The following is a 16,365-nucleotide window of genomic DNA, read 5'->3' as shown; positions in this document are numbered from 1 at the left end:
CGCGTCGCGTCTCCGCCCGACGACATTCGGCCCCTGGGTGCGGGAGAGTGCCTTCGACCGGCACCGGAGGGAGCCGTCGTGGAGCGACCCGACACGATCGTCGACGAGGCCGCGCGCACCTACGTCGACGGGCTCGACCCGGCCGGCCGGGCGCTGTTCGACCGGCTGCACGCCCTGATCGCGGACGAGCATCCCGGTGCCGAGGTGCGGTTCGCCTACAAGATGCCCACCTTCGTCGTCGGCGACAGCAGCCTGCACGTCGGCGTCTGGAAGCACGGGCTCTCGCTGTACGGGTGGAGCCCGGAGCGCAGCGGCGGCTTCTGCGACCGCTACCCGCAGCTGTGCGGCGACAAGGGGACGCTCAAGATCCCCCACGCCGACGCCGCGCGGATCCCCGACGAGCACCTGCGCGACCTCGTCCGCGCGGTCCTCGCCTGAGGTGTTTCCACGCCTGGACCGTCAGCACTCGACCCCGCCTTCGGCGACGCCGACGTTAATGCAGTCGAGGTAGCCGGCGAACTCGCTGCGCTCCGCGGTGGTGAGGCCATCGGGTTCGAACCGCACGACGATCCATCCGGACAGGTGGCCCTCGTCGGCGTACCCGCGTGCGGCGGTCACCGCGTCGTCCCGGTCCCCGAACCGGTACATCGTCAGCGTGTCCGACCGGACCGCCTGGACGCAGGGCAGGTCGGTCCCGCAGAGCTCGTCCGTGGCCCACGCTGCGCCCGGCATGGCCGTCCGCGTCCACGAGTCGTCGGCCTCGACCCAGGAGTCGAGGTCGATGTGCGCGCGCCCTCCGTAACGGAAGTCGTCCGGGTCCAGGTACACGGCCAGGGCGCCGACCGCCGTGCCGACGACCGCTGCGGCAGCCACGAGCGATCTCCTGTTGACCACGCTCTGCCCCCGTCCACACACGCTCAGTCGCGAGTCGCGGACATCACACCACTGCTGCGGGCGCGTTCCGGGGAGGACGACGGACGAGTCGGCCTGTACGCCGGGTTCTGTCCCCGGGTGCCTCACGGCCTCCCGATGGGCGGTCATCCATCTAGGCCTGTCGTTGCCGGCAGGCTCGAGCGGTCTACCCGCAGGCATCGGGCGGGCCGCCCTCGAACGCCTGCGCAGGACGACGTCCCGGCGAACCGGACCGTCGTCCCTTCTTGACCTTGCTCCGGGTGGGGTTTACCGAGCCACACCGGTCACCCGGTGTGCGGTGGTCTCTTACACCGCCGTTTCACCCTTACCAGTGCAAGCACTGGCGGTCTGTTCTCTGTGGCACTGTCCCGCGGGTCACCCCGGGTCGCTGTTAACGACCACCCTGCCCTGTGGAGCCCGGACGTTCCTCGGCGACGGGGTCTCCCCCGCCGACGCGACCGCCCAGCCGACTCGTCCGTCGTGGTCAGCACTGTAGACGGCGCGCGCTCAGCCCCAGTAGAGGCGGAAGCCGACGCAGCGACCGCCGTCCTCCGTGAGCGTCGACATGTCGACGACCTGCCGCGCCTGCGCCTCGACCGGTTCGTCGGAGAGCAGCTCCAGGTAGCGGCCGTGCTCCGAGAGCGACGCGACCGCCAGCTCGACGGTCCCGCTGACGTCCACCTCGTGCGGCGGGTCGGTCATCTCGCCGACCGCGATGTACTGGACGCCGCTCCAGCGCTCCTCGGCGAGGTCCGGGAAGATCCACTCGTTGGCGGCGTCGGCGACCGCGTCGATCACCGACTGCCCCAGCGCCCGGTGGTCGGCCGAGTTCACGTAGGCAGGCGAGACGCCGGGCGGGGTCCAGGTCGCCCCGAAGTAGCCGGTGACGACGAGCTCCGGGCGGTGCCGGCGGATCGCCGCGGCCAGGTCGCGGCGCAGCTCCGGCCCCGCGACGAGGGTGCCGTCCCGGTGGTCGAGGAACTCGACCTCGGTCACCCCGACGACGGCGGCCGAGCGCCGTTCCTCCTCCTCGCGGATCGGGCCGGCCTCGGCCGGGGGCACGCCCTCCATCCCGGCCTCGCCGCGGGTGGCCAGGAGGTAGTGCACCTCCTTGCCGGCCGCGGTCCAGACCGCGACGGCTGCGGCCAGGCCGTACTCGATGTCATCGGGGTGCGCGGCCACGACGAGGGCGCGCTGCCAGTCGTCGGGCATCGGTGCGGAAGGCATGGGCGGAGTCTGGCTCCGGGAGGCCCGCCGGACCAGCCCCTTCCGTCGCGCGCCGACCCCGCTGTCAGCGGCCGCGGGCCACCCGCAGCGCGGCGCCGATCAGCGGCACCTGGAGCGGGAGGCGGGCGGTGGCCACGGCCAGCGGCACCGGCTTCCTCGGCACGGCGCGGAAGGTGTGCAGGTGCGCCGGCACGAAGGTGACGAACAGTCCGACTGCCGCCCACCCGCCGGCCCGTCGCGTGGCCGGCGCGGCGAGCAGCGCGGCGGTCCCCAGTTCGGCCACGCCGCTGGCCAGCACCCACGTCCGGGCGTCGCCCAGCTCCGGGGGCACCAGCCACTCGTAGATGCGCGGCCGCACGAGGTGCAGCGCCCCGGCACCGCCCAGCAACGCCGCCAGCCAGGTGTCCGTGCTCGGGAGCCGCATCCGGTCACCGTAGGTTGACCGCCGTGTCCGCCCTCGACCTGGTCATCGCCGCGGCGGTGGCGCTGCTCGCCGGTGGGGTCAACTCCATCGCCGGCGGCGGCTCGCTGATCCTGTTCCCGACGCTCGTGGCCCTCGGGCTGGGAACGGTCGAGGCCAACGTGACCAACTCCGTCGCGCAGTGGCCGGGCTACCTGGGCGGGGTGGCCGGCTTCCGCGCCGAGTACGCCGGGCAGCGCCGCCGGCTCGTGCGGCTGGGCGCCGTCGCCGTCCTCGGCGGGACGACGGGCAGCATCCTCCTGCTGACCACGCCGTCCGAGGCGTTCGACGTCGTCGTCCCCGTACTCGTCCTCCTGGCCAGCTGCCTGCTGGCCGTCCAGCCGCTGCTCAACCGGCGGCTCCGGAGCGCCCAGCGGGACGACGCCGCGGCGCACGACCCCCGCTGGCTGTACGTCGCGCTGTTCCTGGCGACGGTCTACGGCGGCTACTTCGGCGGCGCGCTGGGCGTCATCCTCGTCGGGGTGCTGGGCCTGGCGCTGAACCGGCTGCCGCTGGCCAACGCGCTCAAGTCGGCGATCGCGGCGGTCACCGCGTCGGTGACCGTGGTCGTCTTCGGGTTCTTCGGCGACGTCCACTGGGGCGTGGTCGCGGTCGCGGCTCCGGCGAGCCTGCTGGGCGGGTTCCTCGGCGCACGGATCGCCACGCGCATCCCCGCCACGGCGCTGCGGGTCCTGATCGTCGTCTTCGGCGTCGCCGTCTCGGTCTACCTCTTCGCCCGGGCCTGAGCGGCCGCGCAGGCCCTGCACGACCGCGGTACCGACGCCCCCTAGAATCCGCTGCGTCGTTGAAGGTTCACGCAACAGTTCCCAAGGGGCCGACCCCATGCGCCGTCGCTCGCTCACCCTCGCCGCGCTCGCCGCGTCCACGCTGGTCCTCGCCTCGTGCGCCACCGAGGACTCCGGCGACTCCGACGCCTCCGCCGGCGGCTCCGGCTCCTCGTGCGCCCCCGACGACCTCGACACCCTCGAGTCGGGCACGCTCACCGTCGCCACCGACCAGCCGGCCTACGAGCCCTGGTTCACCGACGACAGCCCGGAGAACGGCGAGGGCTTCGAGGCCGCCGTCGCCTACGCCGTGGCCGAGGAGCTGGGCTACGCCGAGGACGACGTGACCTGGACCCGGGTGCCGTTCAACGCCGCCATCCAGCCCGGCGCACGGCCCTTCGACTTCGACATCAACCAGTTCTCGATCACCGAAGAGCGCAAGCAGGCGGTCGACTTCTCCTCGCCGTACTACACCGCCACCCAGGCCGTCATCACGACGGCGGGCTCGGCAGCCGAGGGCGCCGAGAGCCTCGCCGACCTCGAGGGGCTGAAGATCGGCGCGCAGGTCGCGACCACCAGCCTGCAGGTGCTCAGCGACACCATCGCCCCCGACGCGGACCCCGTCGTCTTCAACAGCAACGACGACGCGAAGCTGGCCCTGCAGAACGGCCAGGTCGACGCCATCGTCGTCGACCTGCCCACTGCCTTCTACATCACCTCCGCGGAGCTGGACGACGGCGTGATCGTCGGCCAGGTGGAGAACTCCGGGGAGGGCGGCGACCAGTTCGGCCTGCTGCTGGAGAAGGACAGCCCGCTCACCGACTGCGTCACCCAGGCCGTCGACACCCTGCGCGAGGACGGCACCCTGGCCGACCTCGAGCAGGAGTGGCTCTCCGACGTCGCCGACGCCCCCGTCCTCTCCTGACCCCGGTGGACCAGGGCGTCGGGCTGCCGGAGCCCAGCGCCCTCGAGCTGTCCCGCCGGGCCTGGCGCAGGAGCCGGGCCCGGCGGTCGACACTGATCGGCCTGCTGTCGACGCTCGTGTTCGCGGTCGTCGCCTACCTGGTCGTCACCAACGCCCCCGGCTGGCCCCGGGTGCAGACGACGTTCTTCTCCCCCAGCGTCGCCTGGGAGTCGCTGCCGCTGATCCTCGAGGGGCTGTGGCTGAACCTGCAGGTGCTCGTGCTCGGCGGGTTCCTGGTACTGGTGGTCGGCCTGCTCGTCTCGCTCACCCGCACGCTGCGCGGCGCCGCCCTGGCCCCGCTGCGGATCCTGGCGACCGCCTACGTCGACCTGTTCCGCGGCATGCCGCTGATCATCGTGCTGTACCTGGTCGGCTTCGGGTTCCCCGCGCTCGGCCTGCAGGGCATGCCCACCTCCCCGTTCGTCCTGGGCACGGTCGCGATCGTGCTGGTCTACGGCGCGTACGTCGCCGAGGTGTTCCGCGCCGGCATCGAGTCGGTGCACCCCAGCCAGCGCGCCGCGGCCCGCTCGCTGGGCCTCAACCACCGGCAGACGATGCGGATCGTCGTCCTGCCGCAGGCCCTGCGGACGGTCACTCCGGCGCTGCTCAACGACTTCATCGCCCTGCAGAAGGACGTCGGGCTGATCTCCGTCCTCGGCGCACTCGACGCGGTGCGGCAGGCGCAGATCCTGGTCGGGCAGAGCTTCAACTTCACGCCCTACGTCGTCGCCGGGCTGCTGTTCGTCCTGCTGGCGATCCCGTCGGCGCGGGTGGCGGACGCGGTGAGCGCCCGGGCCCGGCGGCGCCAGCAATCGGGGAGCCTGCTGTGAGCGAGCCCGTGCTCGACGTCCGCGGCGTCGTCAAGGTGTTCGGTGACAACGCCGTCCTGCGCGGCGTCGACCTGGCCGTCGGCGAGCACCAGGTGGTCGCCCTGATCGGCGGCTCGGGCTCGGGCAAGTCGACGCTGCTGCGCTGCGCCAGCCTGCTGGAGACCGTGGACGACGGGCAGGTGCTCCTCGACGGCGAGGACGTCACCGACCCCCGCATCGACGCCGACCAGGTCCGCCGGCGCATGGGCGTGGTCTTCCAGGCCTACAACCTGTTCCCGCACCTGTCCGTCCTGGACAACGTGACGCTGGCCCCGACCGTGGTGCACGGACGCCCCAAGGCCGAGGTGCGCGACGAGGCCATGGCCCTGCTGACCCGCATCGGGCTGGCGGAGAAGGCCGGCGAGTACCCCGACCGGCTCTCCGGCGGCCAGCAGCAGCGCGTGGCGATCGTCCGGGCCCTGGCGGTGCGCCCCCGCGTGCTGCTGCTGGACGAGATCACCAGCGCGCTGGACCCGGAGCTGGTCGGCGAGGTGCTGGCCGTCGTCCGCGAGGTGGCCGCGCAGGGCATGACCATCGTGATGGCGACGCACGAGATGGGATTCGCCCGGCAGGTCGCCGACACGGTCGCGTTCCTCGACGGCGGCGTGGTGCTGGAGTCCGGTCCGCCGCAACAGGTGCTCGGCGACCCGGTCGAGGCCCGCACCCGGCAGTTCTTGTCCCGCGTCATCGACGCCGGGCGGCTCTGAACCGCTGCCCGGCCCCCGGGCTCAGCGCAGGTGCGCGGTGTCGTTGACCAGGCGGACCGAGGTCCGGCCGTCGGAGGACCACGCGACGGTGCACAGCGAGGCCGCCTGCAGGTAGATCCGGTGGACGACGTCGTCGCCGGCGCCCAACCCGGCGGCCACCATCAGCTTGATCGGCGTGACGTGGCTGACCAGGAGCACCGACTGCCCGGCGCAGCGGTCGAGGATGCGCCGTCGCGCCCGGGCCACCCGGGTGCTCACGTCGGCGATCGACTCCCCGCCAGGGGCCGCCACCGTCAGGTCGGTCATGAATCGGCGGACCGCCAACGGGTGCTTCTCGAGCGCCTCCGCGCCGGTGAGCCCCTCGAGTTCGCCGAAGTCCAGCTCGACCAGGTCGTCGTCGAGCTCCACCGGCAGCCCCAGGACCCCGCCCACGATCTCCGCGGTCTCGCGGGTGCGGCGCAGCGGGGAGGCCACGATGACCTCGACGCCCAGGTCGGCCACGCGGGAGGCGGCCGCCTCGGCCTCGGCCCGGCCGGTCAAGGACAACGGCAGGTCGTTGCGGCCGCTGTAACGACGCTCGGGGGTGTGCTCGGTCTGCCCGTGCCGGAGCAGGTGCGTCACGGTGGTGACGACGGGCTTCGGCTCCTCCGGCTGCACATCGGTCTCGGCCACCGAGGGCTCGGCGGCGATGTCCCGGTGCACCGGCTTGCCGTCCATCGCGCTGTTGGCCAGGGCGTCGGCTGCGCCGTTCTGCGCGCGCGGCACCCAGGTGTAGCGGACCCCGCCCAGCCGGCTCGCGATGGCGCGGGCCTGCATCGCGAGCTGCCGCATGTCCGGGTGCTTGATCTGCCAGCGGCCCGACATCTGCTCGACGACCAGCTTCGAGTCCATCCGGACCTCCACCTCGGCCGAGGCGTCCAGGTCGAGCGCGGCCTGCAACCCGGCGACCAGCCCGCCGTACTCCGCCACGTTGTTGGTCGCCCGCCCCACGGACGCGGCCCGCTCGGCCAGCACCCGGCCGGTCCCGGCGTCCCGCACCAGCGCGCCGTAGCCCGCCGGGCCCGGGTTGCCGCGCGAGCCGCCGTCCGCCTCGACGACGAAGCGGCGCGTCACAGCCCGGACTCGGCCGTGCGGACGAGGATCCGACCGCAGTTCTCGCAGCGCACGACCTCGTGCGGGTCGGCGTTGCGGACGGCGGCGAGCTCGCGGCCGTTGAGCTCGATGCGGCAGCCCTGGCAGGCGCGCGCCTGCAGCATCGCCGCACCGGTGCCCCCGGTCTGGGCGCGGATGCGGTCGTACAGCGACAGCAACGGTGCGGAGATGACGCCGGCGACCGCGGCCCGGGCCGACTCGTGCCGCACGGTGCCGTCGGCGATGTCGGCCAGCGCGTCGTCGCGCAGCTGCTCGGCGCGCTCCCGCGCCTCACGTGCCTGGAGCACGCCCTGCTGCGCCGCGGCCAGCGCGGACTCCGCGGCCTCCAGCCGCTCCATGAGCTCGAGCTGCTGGTCCTCCAGGTCGGCCTGGCGGCGGGCGAGGGACTCCATCTCGTGCTGGAGGTTGGTCATCTCTTTGGGCGTCGCGCTGCCGGAGTCCAGCCGCTGCTGGTCACGGGCGGCGCGCTGCCGCACGGTGTCGACGTCGGACTCCAGCCGCCGGACCTCGCGGGTCAGGTCCTTGACCTCGGTCTCGGCACGGACGACGTCGGCGGACAGCTCGCGCTCGGACTCCTCGGCGGCCTCCACCGCCGCGACCTCCGGCAGCGTCCGCCTGCGGTGCGCCAGCTGGCTCAGCGCGACGTCCTCGGCCGCGAGATCCAGGAGCTTCTGCTGCTCGAAATGGTCCACCTTCACGAGGGAGAACGTACCGGTGCTCCCTGCTGCCTCAGGCCGGGTCCGCCGACTGCCCGACGGCGAGGCTCCACGGATCGGTGCGCAGCCCGGAGACGGCCACCTCCACCGCCCCGCCCAGGTCGTCGCGCAGCGCCTCCGCGGCGACCGGCAGCCAGGGCCACTCGCTGGCGAAGTGGGCGACGTCGCAGAGCGCCGGCCCGGCGACCTCGAGCGCGTCGGAAACCGGATGGTGCTTGAGATCGCTGGTCAGCAGCACGTCGGCCCCGGCAGCGGCCGCCGACGCGAGCAGGGAGCCGCCGCTCCCGCCGCACACCGCCACCCGCCGCACCGTCCGGTCCAGGTCGCCGGCCACCCGCACCCCACCGGCGGTCGCGGGCAGCACCTCGGCGGCCAGGGCGGCGAAGTCGCGGAGGCTCAGCGGGCCGGGCAGCTCCCCCACCCGGCCGAGCCCCGCGCCGGCCCGGCCCGGAGCCGGTTCCAGCGGCAGGGCTCCGGAGAGCCCGAGGACGTCGGCGAGCGCGGCGTTGACGCCGGTACCCGACGCGCGATCGGCGTTGGTGTGCGCGACGAACAGGGCGGCGCCGGCGCGGACGAGCCGGTGCACGAGCCGGCCCTTCGGGTCGTCGGCGGGAACCCCGTGCACCGGTGACAGGAACAGCGGGTGGTGGGTGACGAGCAGGTCGACGCCCTTCGCGACGACCTCGTCGACCACCGCCGCGGTCGGGTCGACGGCGAACAGCACCCGCCGCACGGGCTCGTCCCGGTCGCCGCAGACCAGCCCGACGGCGTCCCACGGTTCGGCCAGCGCCGGGTCGTAGCGCGCCTCGAGGGCCTCGATCGCCTTCCCCAGCAGCACGGCCACGCCGGGGACTGTAGGCGAGCGGCCGGCACCCCCGGGCCGACAGGAGAGCTCGGCCCGGCGGTGACAAGCTTCCGACGTGGGTGCGGACGCGGGCAGGGGCCGGGGCCTGCGCGCCCCGGCGTGGCTCGAGGAGCTGGTCCGCACCGGCCACCCCGCCGTGCAGTGGCGCGACGTCGTCCGCTTCGCCGTGGCCATCCCCGCGCCGCTGGCCGTGGCCGTCGCCGTCGAGGGCGGCATCGAGCCGGGGACGACGCTGAGCGCCGGCACCTTCGGCACGATGGGGGCGTTGGTGGCCACGCTCGCCCCGCAGGCGGGACCGCTGCGGGAGAAGATCGGGCGGACGGTCACCGCCACGGCGTTCGGGGCGGTGGGGCTACTCGCCGGCGGCTTCGCGACGGGTGGGGGCTGGCCGCCGGTGGCGGTGGTCGCGTTGATCTCCCTGGTGGCCGCGGCCATCAGCGCGATCAGCGCCACCATGTCCCTGGGCTCGCTGCAGCTGCTTATCTACACCGCGCTCGCCTCGGGCTTCGTCACCTCGCTGCCCTGGCAGACCGAGATCGCCTTCTTCCTCGCCGGCGCCCTCTGGGCCACCCTGGCCACCCTGGTGCAGACCCGCACCGAGGTCGGCGATCCCGACCGCGCCGCCGTCGCCGCGGTGTTCAGCCGCATCGCGGACCTGCTCGAGGCCGGGGACGCACCGGACGCCGAGGAGGCGCGCCGGGAGCTCACCACCGCCCTCAACGCCGCCTACGACCGCGTGATCCGCAGCCGCAGCCATCACGCCGGCCGGGTCCGGGAGCTCTCCGAGCTGGCCGGCGTGCTCAACTCCGCCGCTCCGCTGGTGGAAGCTGCGGTGGCGGCCGCCCGCGCCCGCGTACCGGCCGACGACGACGTCGCCGCCGTGCGCGCCCTCGCCGCCGCGCTGACCGGTGACCAGGAGCTGCCCGGCGAGCGCCCGCCCCCGGTGGAGGAGGGTCACCACGCCCGCCGCGCGGTGCGGCACGGCGTGCGCCTGGTGTGGAACGTCGTCGGTGACCCGGAGGAGCGCGCCGGAGCGGCCGCGCCCCCACCCGGGACGGACCTGCGCACCCGGCTCCGCGACCTCGCCGACCGCACGCTGGGCAGCCCCGACAGCCGGGCCTTCGCCGTCCGCCTGACGCTGTGCATGTCGATCGCCGAGATCGCCCGGCAACTGCTGCCCGCCCAGCGCCCCTACTGGGTGCTGCTCACCGTGGCCATCGTGCTCAAGCCGGACTTCGGATCGGTCTTCGGGCGGGCCGTGCAGCGGGGCGCGGGCACGCTGCTCGGCGTGCTGCTGGGCTCGGCCGTGCTGGCGGTGCTCAGCGGGAGCCCGTGGCTGCTCGTGGCGATGGCGGCGTCGGCCGCGGTGCTGCCGTGGGCCCGGGCGGCCAACTTCGGGCTCTTCTCGGTGTTCCAGACGCCGGTGATCCTGCTGATGCTCGACCTGACGCTGACCCACGACGCCGGCCTGGTCGGCGAGCGGCTGGTCGACACCCTGGTGGGCTGCGGGATCGTGCTCGTGTTCGGCTACCTGCTCTGGCCGCAGACCCTCCGGGCGCAGCTGGACCGCGCCCTGCACGACGCCGCGGTGGCGCTGGACGGCTTCGTGGAGGCGGCCTTCACGGGCGGGGCCGCCGACCGGCGGCGCGCCCGCCGGCGCAACTACCGGGCCCTCACCGAGCTGCAGACCCAGCTGCAGCGGCGGCTGGCCGAGCCGCCGCCGATCAGCACGCGCGCCGCGGCGTGGTGGCCGGTCATCGTGGCGCTGGAACGGACGTCGGACGCGGTCACCGAGGCGGTCATCGCCACGCGGGCCGGCGAGCCGGGCCCCGACCTGGCCCAGGTGGCTGTGCTGCGCCGCGCCATCCGGCAGCTCGAGGACGACGTCCGCACCACCGGGGCCGACGACGACGCGGAGATCCTGGCCGACGGCGTGCTGGCCCCCGTCGCCCGCGAGGTGGACACCGCCCGCCGCCTGGTCCGCGCCAATGCACCCGGCCGGCGGGGCCGCCGCTGAGCGCTCCGGTTGCGCGCCGCCGGAGGAAGGCCCTGGGATGGGCCGAGTGCCCACGGATTCCCTGCCCACCCCGCCGCCGTCGCCGCCCGTTCCCGTCCTCCCGCCCCTGACCGGCCCTCCCCCGCCGGGCTCGCGCACCGTGCGCACCGACGACGGCGTCGACCTGCACGTCGAGGTGGACGGGGACGAGGACGCGCCCCTGACCGTCGTGCTGTCGCACGGCTTCACCGCCCGTCTGGCCGAGTGGGAGCTGCAGCGCACCGCGCTCCGGGACCGCGCCCGGCTGGTGCTCTGGGACCAGCGGGGGCACGGCCGCTCGGGCTGGACGCCGCTGACGCAGGCGACGATCGACCGCACCGGCCGCGACCTGGGTCAGGTGCTCGACGCCGTCGCCCCGGCCGGTCCGGTGGTGCTCGCCGGGCACTCGATGGGCGGCATGAGCGTCCTGGCGCTGGCGCGACAGCGACCGGAGCTCTTCGGCGACCGCGTCGTCGGCGCGTTCCTGCTCGCCACGTCGGCCGGTGGGCTGGTCGAGACGGGCGTCCTCGGGCGACTGGTGAAGCTGGTCCGGCGGGTGGGGCTCCTCCCGCTGTACCTCCGCGGGGTGCAGCTGGCCGCGCCGGTGCTCGAGCGCCTCCGCTGGCGCGGCAGCCCCTTCGGCCGGTGGTTCACCCGACGGCTGCTGTTCGGGCGCGACGACGCCGAACCGGCCCGCGTGCGACTGGTGCAACGGCTGCTGGAGGAGACGCCGTACCCGGTGGTCGCGGCGTTCTACGCGACGTTCCTCGACCACGACGAGAGCGCGGCGCTGGAGGTGCTGGCGCGGGTGCCGGTGACCGTCGTGGCGGCCACGCACGACCGACTCACCCCCGCTGCCCACGGCCGGCGGATCGCCGAGGCCGTGGGTGCGGAGCTGGTGGTCGTGCCGGGGGCCGGGCACAGCGTGAACCTCACCCGCACGGAGGTCGTCGACCGCGCCTTCCTCGACCTGCTCGACCGGGTGGATGCGGCCCCGAGGAGGGCCGGTTGAAGCGGCGCAGCGCGGGGCATGCGAGTGTGGCGCCCGTCACCACCTTCATCTTGCAGTAACTCGGCGACACCCCTAATTTCAGCGGCCACCCGACGACGTGATCGACCCCTCGCCCCAGCAGCGGTGCCGAGGGGCGGCGAGGAGCAGAACGTGGACCGGATGAGTGCGCTCGACAGCGGCTTCTACTTCGCCGAGAGCGAGAACACGCCCATGCACGTCGGGTCGGTGGCCGTCTTCGACGGCCCGGCCCCCACCTACGGCGACGTGGTGCGGCTGCTGCTCAGCAAGCTGCCCATGGTGCCCCGCTACCGCCAGCGGGTGCGCGAGGTGCCGATGCAGCTCGGGCGGCCGATGTGGGTGGACGACCCGCACTTCCAGATCCTGTACCACGTCCGGCACACCGCGGTCCCCCGTCCGGGCAGCGACGAGCAGCTGCGCAACCTTGCCGGCCGCGTGCTCGGTCAGCGCCTGGACATGTCCAAGCCGCTGTGGGAGCTCTACCTGATCGAGGGCCTGCAGGACGACCGCTGGGCGATCATCTCGAAGGTCCACCACTGCATGGTCGACGGCGTCGCGGGCAGCGACCTCATGCAGCTGATGTTCGACCTCTCCCCCGACGCCACCCACGAGGCGCCGCGCGACTGGTCGCCGCAGCGCACCCCGACCGGTGCCGGGATGGTCGCCGGAGCCCTCGCCGAGGCCGTGGCGCACCCGCTGCGGCAGATCTCGTCCATGCCGGCAGGCGGCGGCGCGGGGCGGATCGTCAAGCAGCTCGTCGACTCGGGGAAGACGGTGGCCTCCACCCTCCCGTCGCTGGCCAAGCAGGCGCTCACGCCCACCGCGCGCTCGCTCAACGGGCCCATCGGGCCGCACCGCCGCTGGGCGTGGACGTCCGGCGACTTCGCGGAGCTCAAGGAGGTGCGCACCGCCCTGGGCGGCACCGTGAACGACGTCGTGCTGGCCGCGATCTCCACCGGCTTCCGCGACCTGCTGCAGGGCCGTGGCGAGCTGTCGTCGGACAAGCTGGTCGTGCGGACGATGGTGCCGGTGTCGGTGCGGTCGGACAGCCAGAAGGGCAACCTGAACAACCAGGTCTCCTGCGTCTTCGTCGACCTGCCCGTCGGCAACCCGGACCCGCTCGCCCGGCTGGAGTCCATCCGCGGCCAGATGGACGAGTACAAGAAGGCGATGCAGGCCGTCGACGTGCCCTCGATCATCGGCATGGGCGACTACGTGGCCCCCACGCTGCTCTCCCTGGGGGTGCGCGCGGCGTTGGCGGCCGGCCAGGTCTGGTGCCAGGCCGTCACGACCAACGTGCCCGGCCCGCCCGTCCCGCTGTACGTGCTGGGACGGAAGATGCGCTCGGCGTACGCCTACGTGCCCATCGCCGGTGGCACCCGCTGCTCGATCGGGATCTTCAGCTACCAGAGGACGATGACCTTCGGGATCAACGCCGACTTCGACGCCTTCGCCGACGTCGACGTCCTCTCCGCGGGCATCCGGCGCGGCATCGAGGAGCTGCTCGAGCACGCCCGCGCGAAGCAGGCCACGCCTGAGGTGACGCAGCCCGAGGTGGAGCAGCCGGCACCGGCGGCAGATGGCGGGAAGCCGCGGAAGCGCTCCGCGGCGGCGGCCCGGTGAGTCCTGGGAAGAAGCGCTCCGGCGAGCGCCGCCGGGCGGGTGACCTCGACCTGACCGTCGCGGTCACCGGCCCCACCGGCACCTTCGGCGCGGGGCTGGTCCCGCTGCTGCAGGAGGACGACCGCGTCGCCCGGGTGATCGGCATGGCCCGCCGGCCCTTCGATCCGGCCGAGCGCGGCTGGACGAAGATGGAGTACCGGCAGGGCGACGTGCGCGACCCCGACGCGCTGCGCGAGGCGTTCGCCGGTGCCGACGTCGTCGTCCACCTGGCCTTCCTGATCTCGGGCAACGCCTCGCGGGAGACGATCCGGGCGATCAACGTGGACGGGACGCTCAACGTGTTCCGCGCCGCGGCGGCCGCCGGTGCCCGCCGGTTCGTCTACGCCTCGTCGGTGGCCGCCTACGGCTTCCACGCCGACAACCCCGCGCTGATCGACGAGGACTGGCCGGTGCGCCCCGCCGCGCGGCTGTTCTACGCGCAGGAGAAGGCCGAGCTGGAGGACCTCCTGCACCGCGAGGCGGAGACCGCGCCCGAGCTGGCGCTGTACCTGCTGCGCCCACCCGTGGTCCTGGGCCCGAACGCCGTCGGCGCCAAGGACGTGCTGCCCGGACCGCTGGCCCCGCTGGGCAGGCGGCTGTTCGGCCGCCCCCGCCGGCTGCCCGTACCGCTCCCACTCGTCGTGCCGGAGCACCCGTTGCAGCTCATCCACGAGGAGGACGTCGGGCGCGCGCTGCAGCTGTGCGTCGTCGGCGCCGGCCCGCCGGGCGCCTACAACATCGCCGGGGAGGGCGTGGTCACCGCGGCCGACGTCGCCCGGGAGTTCGGCGTCCTCCCGATCCGGGTGCCCGCCGGTCCAGGCCAGGCCGCGGCCCGTGCGATGTCGCGACTGCCCTTCCTGCCGCCGGTGGCCGAGTGGATCGAGGCGGCGAGCCGCCCGGCGATCATGGACACCACCCGCGCCCGCGAGCAGCTGGGCTGGCGCCCGCGCTACACGGGGCTCGAGGCGTTGCGGGACACCCTGCGCGACCGGTCCTGACCGGGCGCCGGCGTCAGCGCCCGGTGGGGACGGCGCCGACCTCGGCCAGCCACGGCAGGACCTCGTCGGCCAGCCGTTCCGGGCACTGCAGCTGCGGCACGTGCCCGATGCCCTCGAGCTCGACGTACCGCCAGGCCGGGTGGCGGCGGGCGACGTCGCGGGCGGCCTGCACGGGGATGAGCCGGTCGACGTCCCCGTGGACCAGCAGGACCGGCCCGGTGACCCGCTCCATCGCGGCGCGGTAGCGGCGCGGGTCGGCCAGCTGGCGCAGCAGCGACCGGGCGGCGGCGAGGTAGGCCCTGTCCATGCCGGCGTGGTCCTCGCGCTCCTCGAGCAGCGTCACGGATCGGTCGATGACCGACGAGGGCAGCGTGTCGGGGTCCACGCCGACCAGCCGCAGCACCTCCCGCACCCGCTGCAGGGGTGTCTGCCGGGCGCGCCGCAGCCACAGGAAGCGCTCCCCCAGCACCGGCATGGCGTAGAGGGCGAACATGGCGGCCACCAGGGGGTCCAGCGAGCGGCGCGGGCCCGGGACGGCGGGGTCCAGCAGCACCAGGCCGCTCACCGCCTCGGGGTGCTGTGCCTTCTCCAGGATCGAGATCATCCCGCCCATCGAGTTCCCGACCAGCACGGCCGGCTCCCCCGCCACCTCGAGCAGGAAGCGGTGCAGGACCTCCACGTTGGCGTGCACCGTCGCCCGGCGGTTGCCGGGCTCGCTCCGGCCGAAGCCGGGCAGGTCGACGGCCAGCACCCGCGCGTGCGGGCGCAGCAGCGGCGCGAAGGTGTCCCAGTTGAGGTGCGAGCCACCCAGGCCGTGGACCAGGACCACCCGCGGTGCGTCCTCCGGCCCGCCGAAGTCGACGTAGTGCACCAAGCCGCCGAGGTCGATCGTCCGGTTCTCCCCCGGCAATTCCTGCTCCGCCGCCATCCCGCCCGTCCCCTCGTCGCCCCTGTGACCGGCGTCCACGGTGGCATGCCGTCGGCCCGGCCGCGCACACAGGCCTTGTCCGTGACCCGGCGAAACGACTATGACCTGGGACACATTTGGGCAACATTCGCCCGCGAGGCAGATGAACGGCGTGTGAGCCAGACCTCAGATTGGTACTGGCCGTTCATAGCAATTCAACGGGGAGGTCGACGTGGCAGGACGCACGAGCTCGGGGCCGGCGCTGCCGCTCTACCTGAGCGAGCCCGGCCGCGCCGTGGCCGACTACGGCCTCTACCTGGCCACGAAGCCGCTCGCCCAGCGCCTGCCCAAGGGCGACGGGCACCCCGTCCTCGTCCTGCCGGGCCTGCTGGCCGACGACGTCTCGACCGCCGCCCTGCGGAGCACTCTGCGCCGTCTGGACTACCGCGTCCACGGCTGGGGCCTGGGCCGCAACATCGGCCCGACGGCACTGTGCGTGAACGGCCTCCGGGACAAGCTGGACTACCTGCACGGCCGGTACCGCCGGCCCGTCACGATCATCGGCTGGAGCCTGGGCGGCATCTTCGCCCGCGACCTCGCCCGCACCTCCCCCAGCCGCGTCCGCCAGGTCATCACTCTCGGCAGCCCGTTCCGACTCACGAGCTACGACCAGACGCGCGCGGCCAGGGTCTTCGACCGCTACTCGCACCTGCACGTGGAGCAGCGGACGCTGCCACTGGAGCCCGAGGGCGTGCCCCTGCCGGTGCCGGCGACGTCGATCTACTCCCACTACGACGGCATCGTGCACTGGCAGGCCTGCCTGAACACCCCGGGAGAGCGCTGCGAGAACATCGCGGTGACCGCCAGCCACCTGGGGCTCGGCCACCACCCGGCGGCCCTCTGGGCCGTGGCCGACCGGCTGGCCCAGCCCGAGGGCACGTGGGAGCCGTTCCAGGCGCCGCGCTTCCTCCGCCCGGCTTTCCCGAAGCCCGCGCAGGCGTCCCCCTGCGCCCCCGTGGGCACGATGGCCGGCACCGCCGCCTGAAAGAGGACCCCCCTCCTCCCCACCGCTCGCA

The 16,365-nt window shown here is 74.1% G+C and carries 17 protein-coding genes and 1 other RNA gene; 10 read left to right on the top strand and 8 right to left on the bottom strand.

Annotation, left to right across the window (positions count from 1 at the left end; translation table 11 throughout):
• Positions 1 to 78: 78 nt before the first annotated feature.
• Positions 79 to 438 carry a DUF1801 domain-containing protein gene (locus BLS70_RS10000; protein ID WP_091766731.1) on the top strand — a complete coding sequence of 120 codons (360 nt, stop codon included), beginning with the start codon at positions 79 to 81 and terminating at the stop codon, positions 436 to 438.
• Between the two features lie 21 nt (positions 439 to 459).
• Here BLS70_RS10000 and BLS70_RS09995 read toward each other — a convergent pair whose 3' ends face one another.
• The 4 genes from BLS70_RS09995 to BLS70_RS09980 form a co-directional block, all read right to left on the bottom strand.
• Positions 460 to 873, bottom strand: a complete 414-nt coding sequence (locus BLS70_RS09995; RefSeq protein WP_091766728.1) for a hypothetical protein — start codon at positions 871 to 873, stop codon at positions 460 to 462.
• A 101-nt stretch (positions 874 to 974) separates the two neighbouring features.
• An RNA gene (gene rnpB, locus BLS70_RS09990) (RNase P RNA component class A) lies at positions 975 to 1,386 on the bottom strand.
• A gap of 33 nt (positions 1,387 to 1,419) precedes the next feature.
• A complete protein-coding gene (locus tag BLS70_RS09985) occupies positions 1,420 to 2,139 on the bottom strand; it encodes a PIG-L deacetylase family protein (RefSeq protein ID WP_091766725.1) in 720 nt (239 codons plus the stop codon).
• A gap of 64 nt (positions 2,140 to 2,203) precedes the next feature.
• The gene (locus BLS70_RS09980) at positions 2,204 to 2,563 is read right to left on the bottom strand and encodes a DoxX family protein (protein ID WP_091766722.1); all 360 of its coding nucleotides are present in this window, start codon (positions 2,561 to 2,563) and stop codon (positions 2,204 to 2,206) included.
• 23 nt (positions 2,564 to 2,586) lie between these two features.
• Between BLS70_RS09980 and BLS70_RS09975 the strand changes: the two genes are divergently transcribed.
• The 4 genes from BLS70_RS09975 to BLS70_RS09960 all read left to right on the top strand — a co-directional run bounded on the left by BLS70_RS09975 (position 2,587) and on the right by BLS70_RS09960 (position 5,924).
• On the top strand, positions 2,587 to 3,345 hold the full coding sequence (locus BLS70_RS09975; protein WP_091767237.1) for a sulfite exporter TauE/SafE family protein: 759 nt from the start codon (positions 2,587 to 2,589) through the stop codon (positions 3,343 to 3,345).
• Between the two features lie 97 nt (positions 3,346 to 3,442).
• A complete protein-coding gene (locus BLS70_RS09970) occupies positions 3,443 to 4,309 on the top strand; it encodes an ABC transporter substrate-binding protein (RefSeq protein ID WP_091766719.1) in 867 nt (288 codons plus the stop codon).
• 5 nt (positions 4,310 to 4,314) lie between these two features.
• Positions 4,315 to 5,178: an amino acid ABC transporter permease gene (locus BLS70_RS09965; RefSeq protein WP_176946353.1), complete on the top strand. Its 864-nt coding sequence runs from the start codon at positions 4,315 to 4,317 to the stop codon at positions 5,176 to 5,178.
• Positions 5,175 to 5,924, top strand: a complete 750-nt coding sequence (locus tag BLS70_RS09960) for an amino acid ABC transporter ATP-binding protein (RefSeq protein ID WP_091766716.1) — start codon at positions 5,175 to 5,177, stop codon at positions 5,922 to 5,924. Before BLS70_RS09965 ends, BLS70_RS09960 begins: the two co-directional genes overlap by 4 nt.
• Before the next feature lie 21 nt (positions 5,925 to 5,945).
• Here the strand turns inward: BLS70_RS09960 and BLS70_RS09955 are convergent, their stop codons facing one another.
• From BLS70_RS09955 to BLS70_RS09945, 3 genes are read right to left on the bottom strand one after another with little or no spacing between them, the layout of a single operon-like run.
• A complete protein-coding gene (locus BLS70_RS09955) occupies positions 5,946 to 7,037 on the bottom strand; it encodes a bifunctional RNase H/acid phosphatase (protein ID WP_091766713.1) in 1,092 nt (363 codons plus the stop codon).
• Complete coding sequence (locus BLS70_RS09950; protein ID WP_091766710.1) at positions 7,034 to 7,774, bottom strand: zinc ribbon domain-containing protein; 741 nt, start codon at positions 7,772 to 7,774, stop codon at positions 7,034 to 7,036. Before BLS70_RS09950 ends, BLS70_RS09955 begins: the two co-directional genes overlap by 4 nt.
• Before the next feature lie 31 nt (positions 7,775 to 7,805).
• Entirely contained in the window at positions 7,806 to 8,636 is an 831-nt protein-coding gene (locus BLS70_RS09945; RefSeq protein WP_091766707.1) for a Nif3-like dinuclear metal center hexameric protein, read from the bottom strand.
• A gap of 76 nt (positions 8,637 to 8,712) precedes the next feature.
• Between BLS70_RS09945 and BLS70_RS09940 the strand changes: the two genes are divergently transcribed.
• From BLS70_RS09940 to BLS70_RS09925, 4 genes are all read left to right on the top strand, one after another.
• Complete coding sequence (locus tag BLS70_RS09940) at positions 8,713 to 10,674, top strand: FUSC family protein (RefSeq protein WP_091766704.1); 1,962 nt, start codon at positions 8,713 to 8,715, stop codon at positions 10,672 to 10,674.
• 46 nt (positions 10,675 to 10,720) lie between these two features.
• On the top strand, positions 10,721 to 11,704 hold the full coding sequence (locus tag BLS70_RS09935; protein ID WP_255362368.1) for an alpha/beta fold hydrolase: 984 nt from the start codon (positions 10,721 to 10,723) through the stop codon (positions 11,702 to 11,704).
• A gap of 159 nt (positions 11,705 to 11,863) precedes the next feature.
• On the top strand, positions 11,864 to 13,345 hold the full coding sequence (locus tag BLS70_RS09930) for a WS/DGAT/MGAT family O-acyltransferase (RefSeq protein ID WP_255362391.1): 1,482 nt from the start codon (positions 11,864 to 11,866) through the stop codon (positions 13,343 to 13,345).
• Positions 13,342 to 14,382 (top strand): NAD-dependent epimerase/dehydratase family protein, encoded by a 1,041-nt coding sequence (locus BLS70_RS09925; protein ID WP_091766696.1) that lies wholly within the window; start codon positions 13,342 to 13,344, stop codon positions 14,380 to 14,382. The genes BLS70_RS09930 and BLS70_RS09925 overlap by 4 nt, the downstream gene beginning before the upstream one ends.
• A gap of 13 nt (positions 14,383 to 14,395) precedes the next feature.
• On the opposite strand, the gene BLS70_RS09920 is transcribed toward BLS70_RS09925, so the two are convergent.
• Positions 14,396 to 15,349 carry an alpha/beta fold hydrolase gene (locus tag BLS70_RS09920; protein WP_255362367.1) on the bottom strand — a complete coding sequence of 318 codons (954 nt, stop codon included), beginning with the start codon at positions 15,347 to 15,349 and terminating at the stop codon, positions 14,396 to 14,398.
• 172 nt (positions 15,350 to 15,521) lie between these two features.
• Between BLS70_RS09920 and BLS70_RS09915 the strand changes: the two genes are divergently transcribed.
• Entirely contained in the window at positions 15,522 to 16,334 is an 813-nt protein-coding gene (locus BLS70_RS09915) for an esterase/lipase family protein (RefSeq protein WP_091766690.1), read from the top strand.
• Positions 16,335 to 16,365 lie beyond the last annotated feature (31 nt).

Source organism: Blastococcus aurantiacus (assembly GCF_900102425.1).
Taxonomy (GTDB): Bacteria; Actinomycetota; Actinomycetes; order Mycobacteriales; family Geodermatophilaceae; genus Blastococcus; species Blastococcus aurantiacus.
The sequence above is the reverse complement of the archived record's forward strand: the minus strand, read 5'-3'. Positions and strand labels throughout refer to the sequence as shown.

Bases quoted from the DNA above. Each gene is read 5' to 3' on its own strand.
- BLS70_RS09930 (WP_255362391.1), top strand. From the start codon at position 11,864: ATGAGTGCGCTCGACAGCGGCTTCTACTTCGCCGAGAGCGAGAACACG.
- BLS70_RS09985 (WP_091766725.1), bottom strand. From the start codon at position 2,139: ATGCCTTCCGCACCGATGCCCGACGACTGGCAGCGCGCCCTCGTCGTG.
- BLS70_RS09970 (WP_091766719.1), top strand. From the start codon at position 3,443: ATGCGCCGTCGCTCGCTCACCCTCGCCGCGCTCGCCGCGTCCACGCTG.
- BLS70_RS09980 (WP_091766722.1), bottom strand. From the start codon at position 2,563: ATGCGGCTCCCGAGCACGGACACCTGGCTGGCGGCGTTGCTGGGCGGT.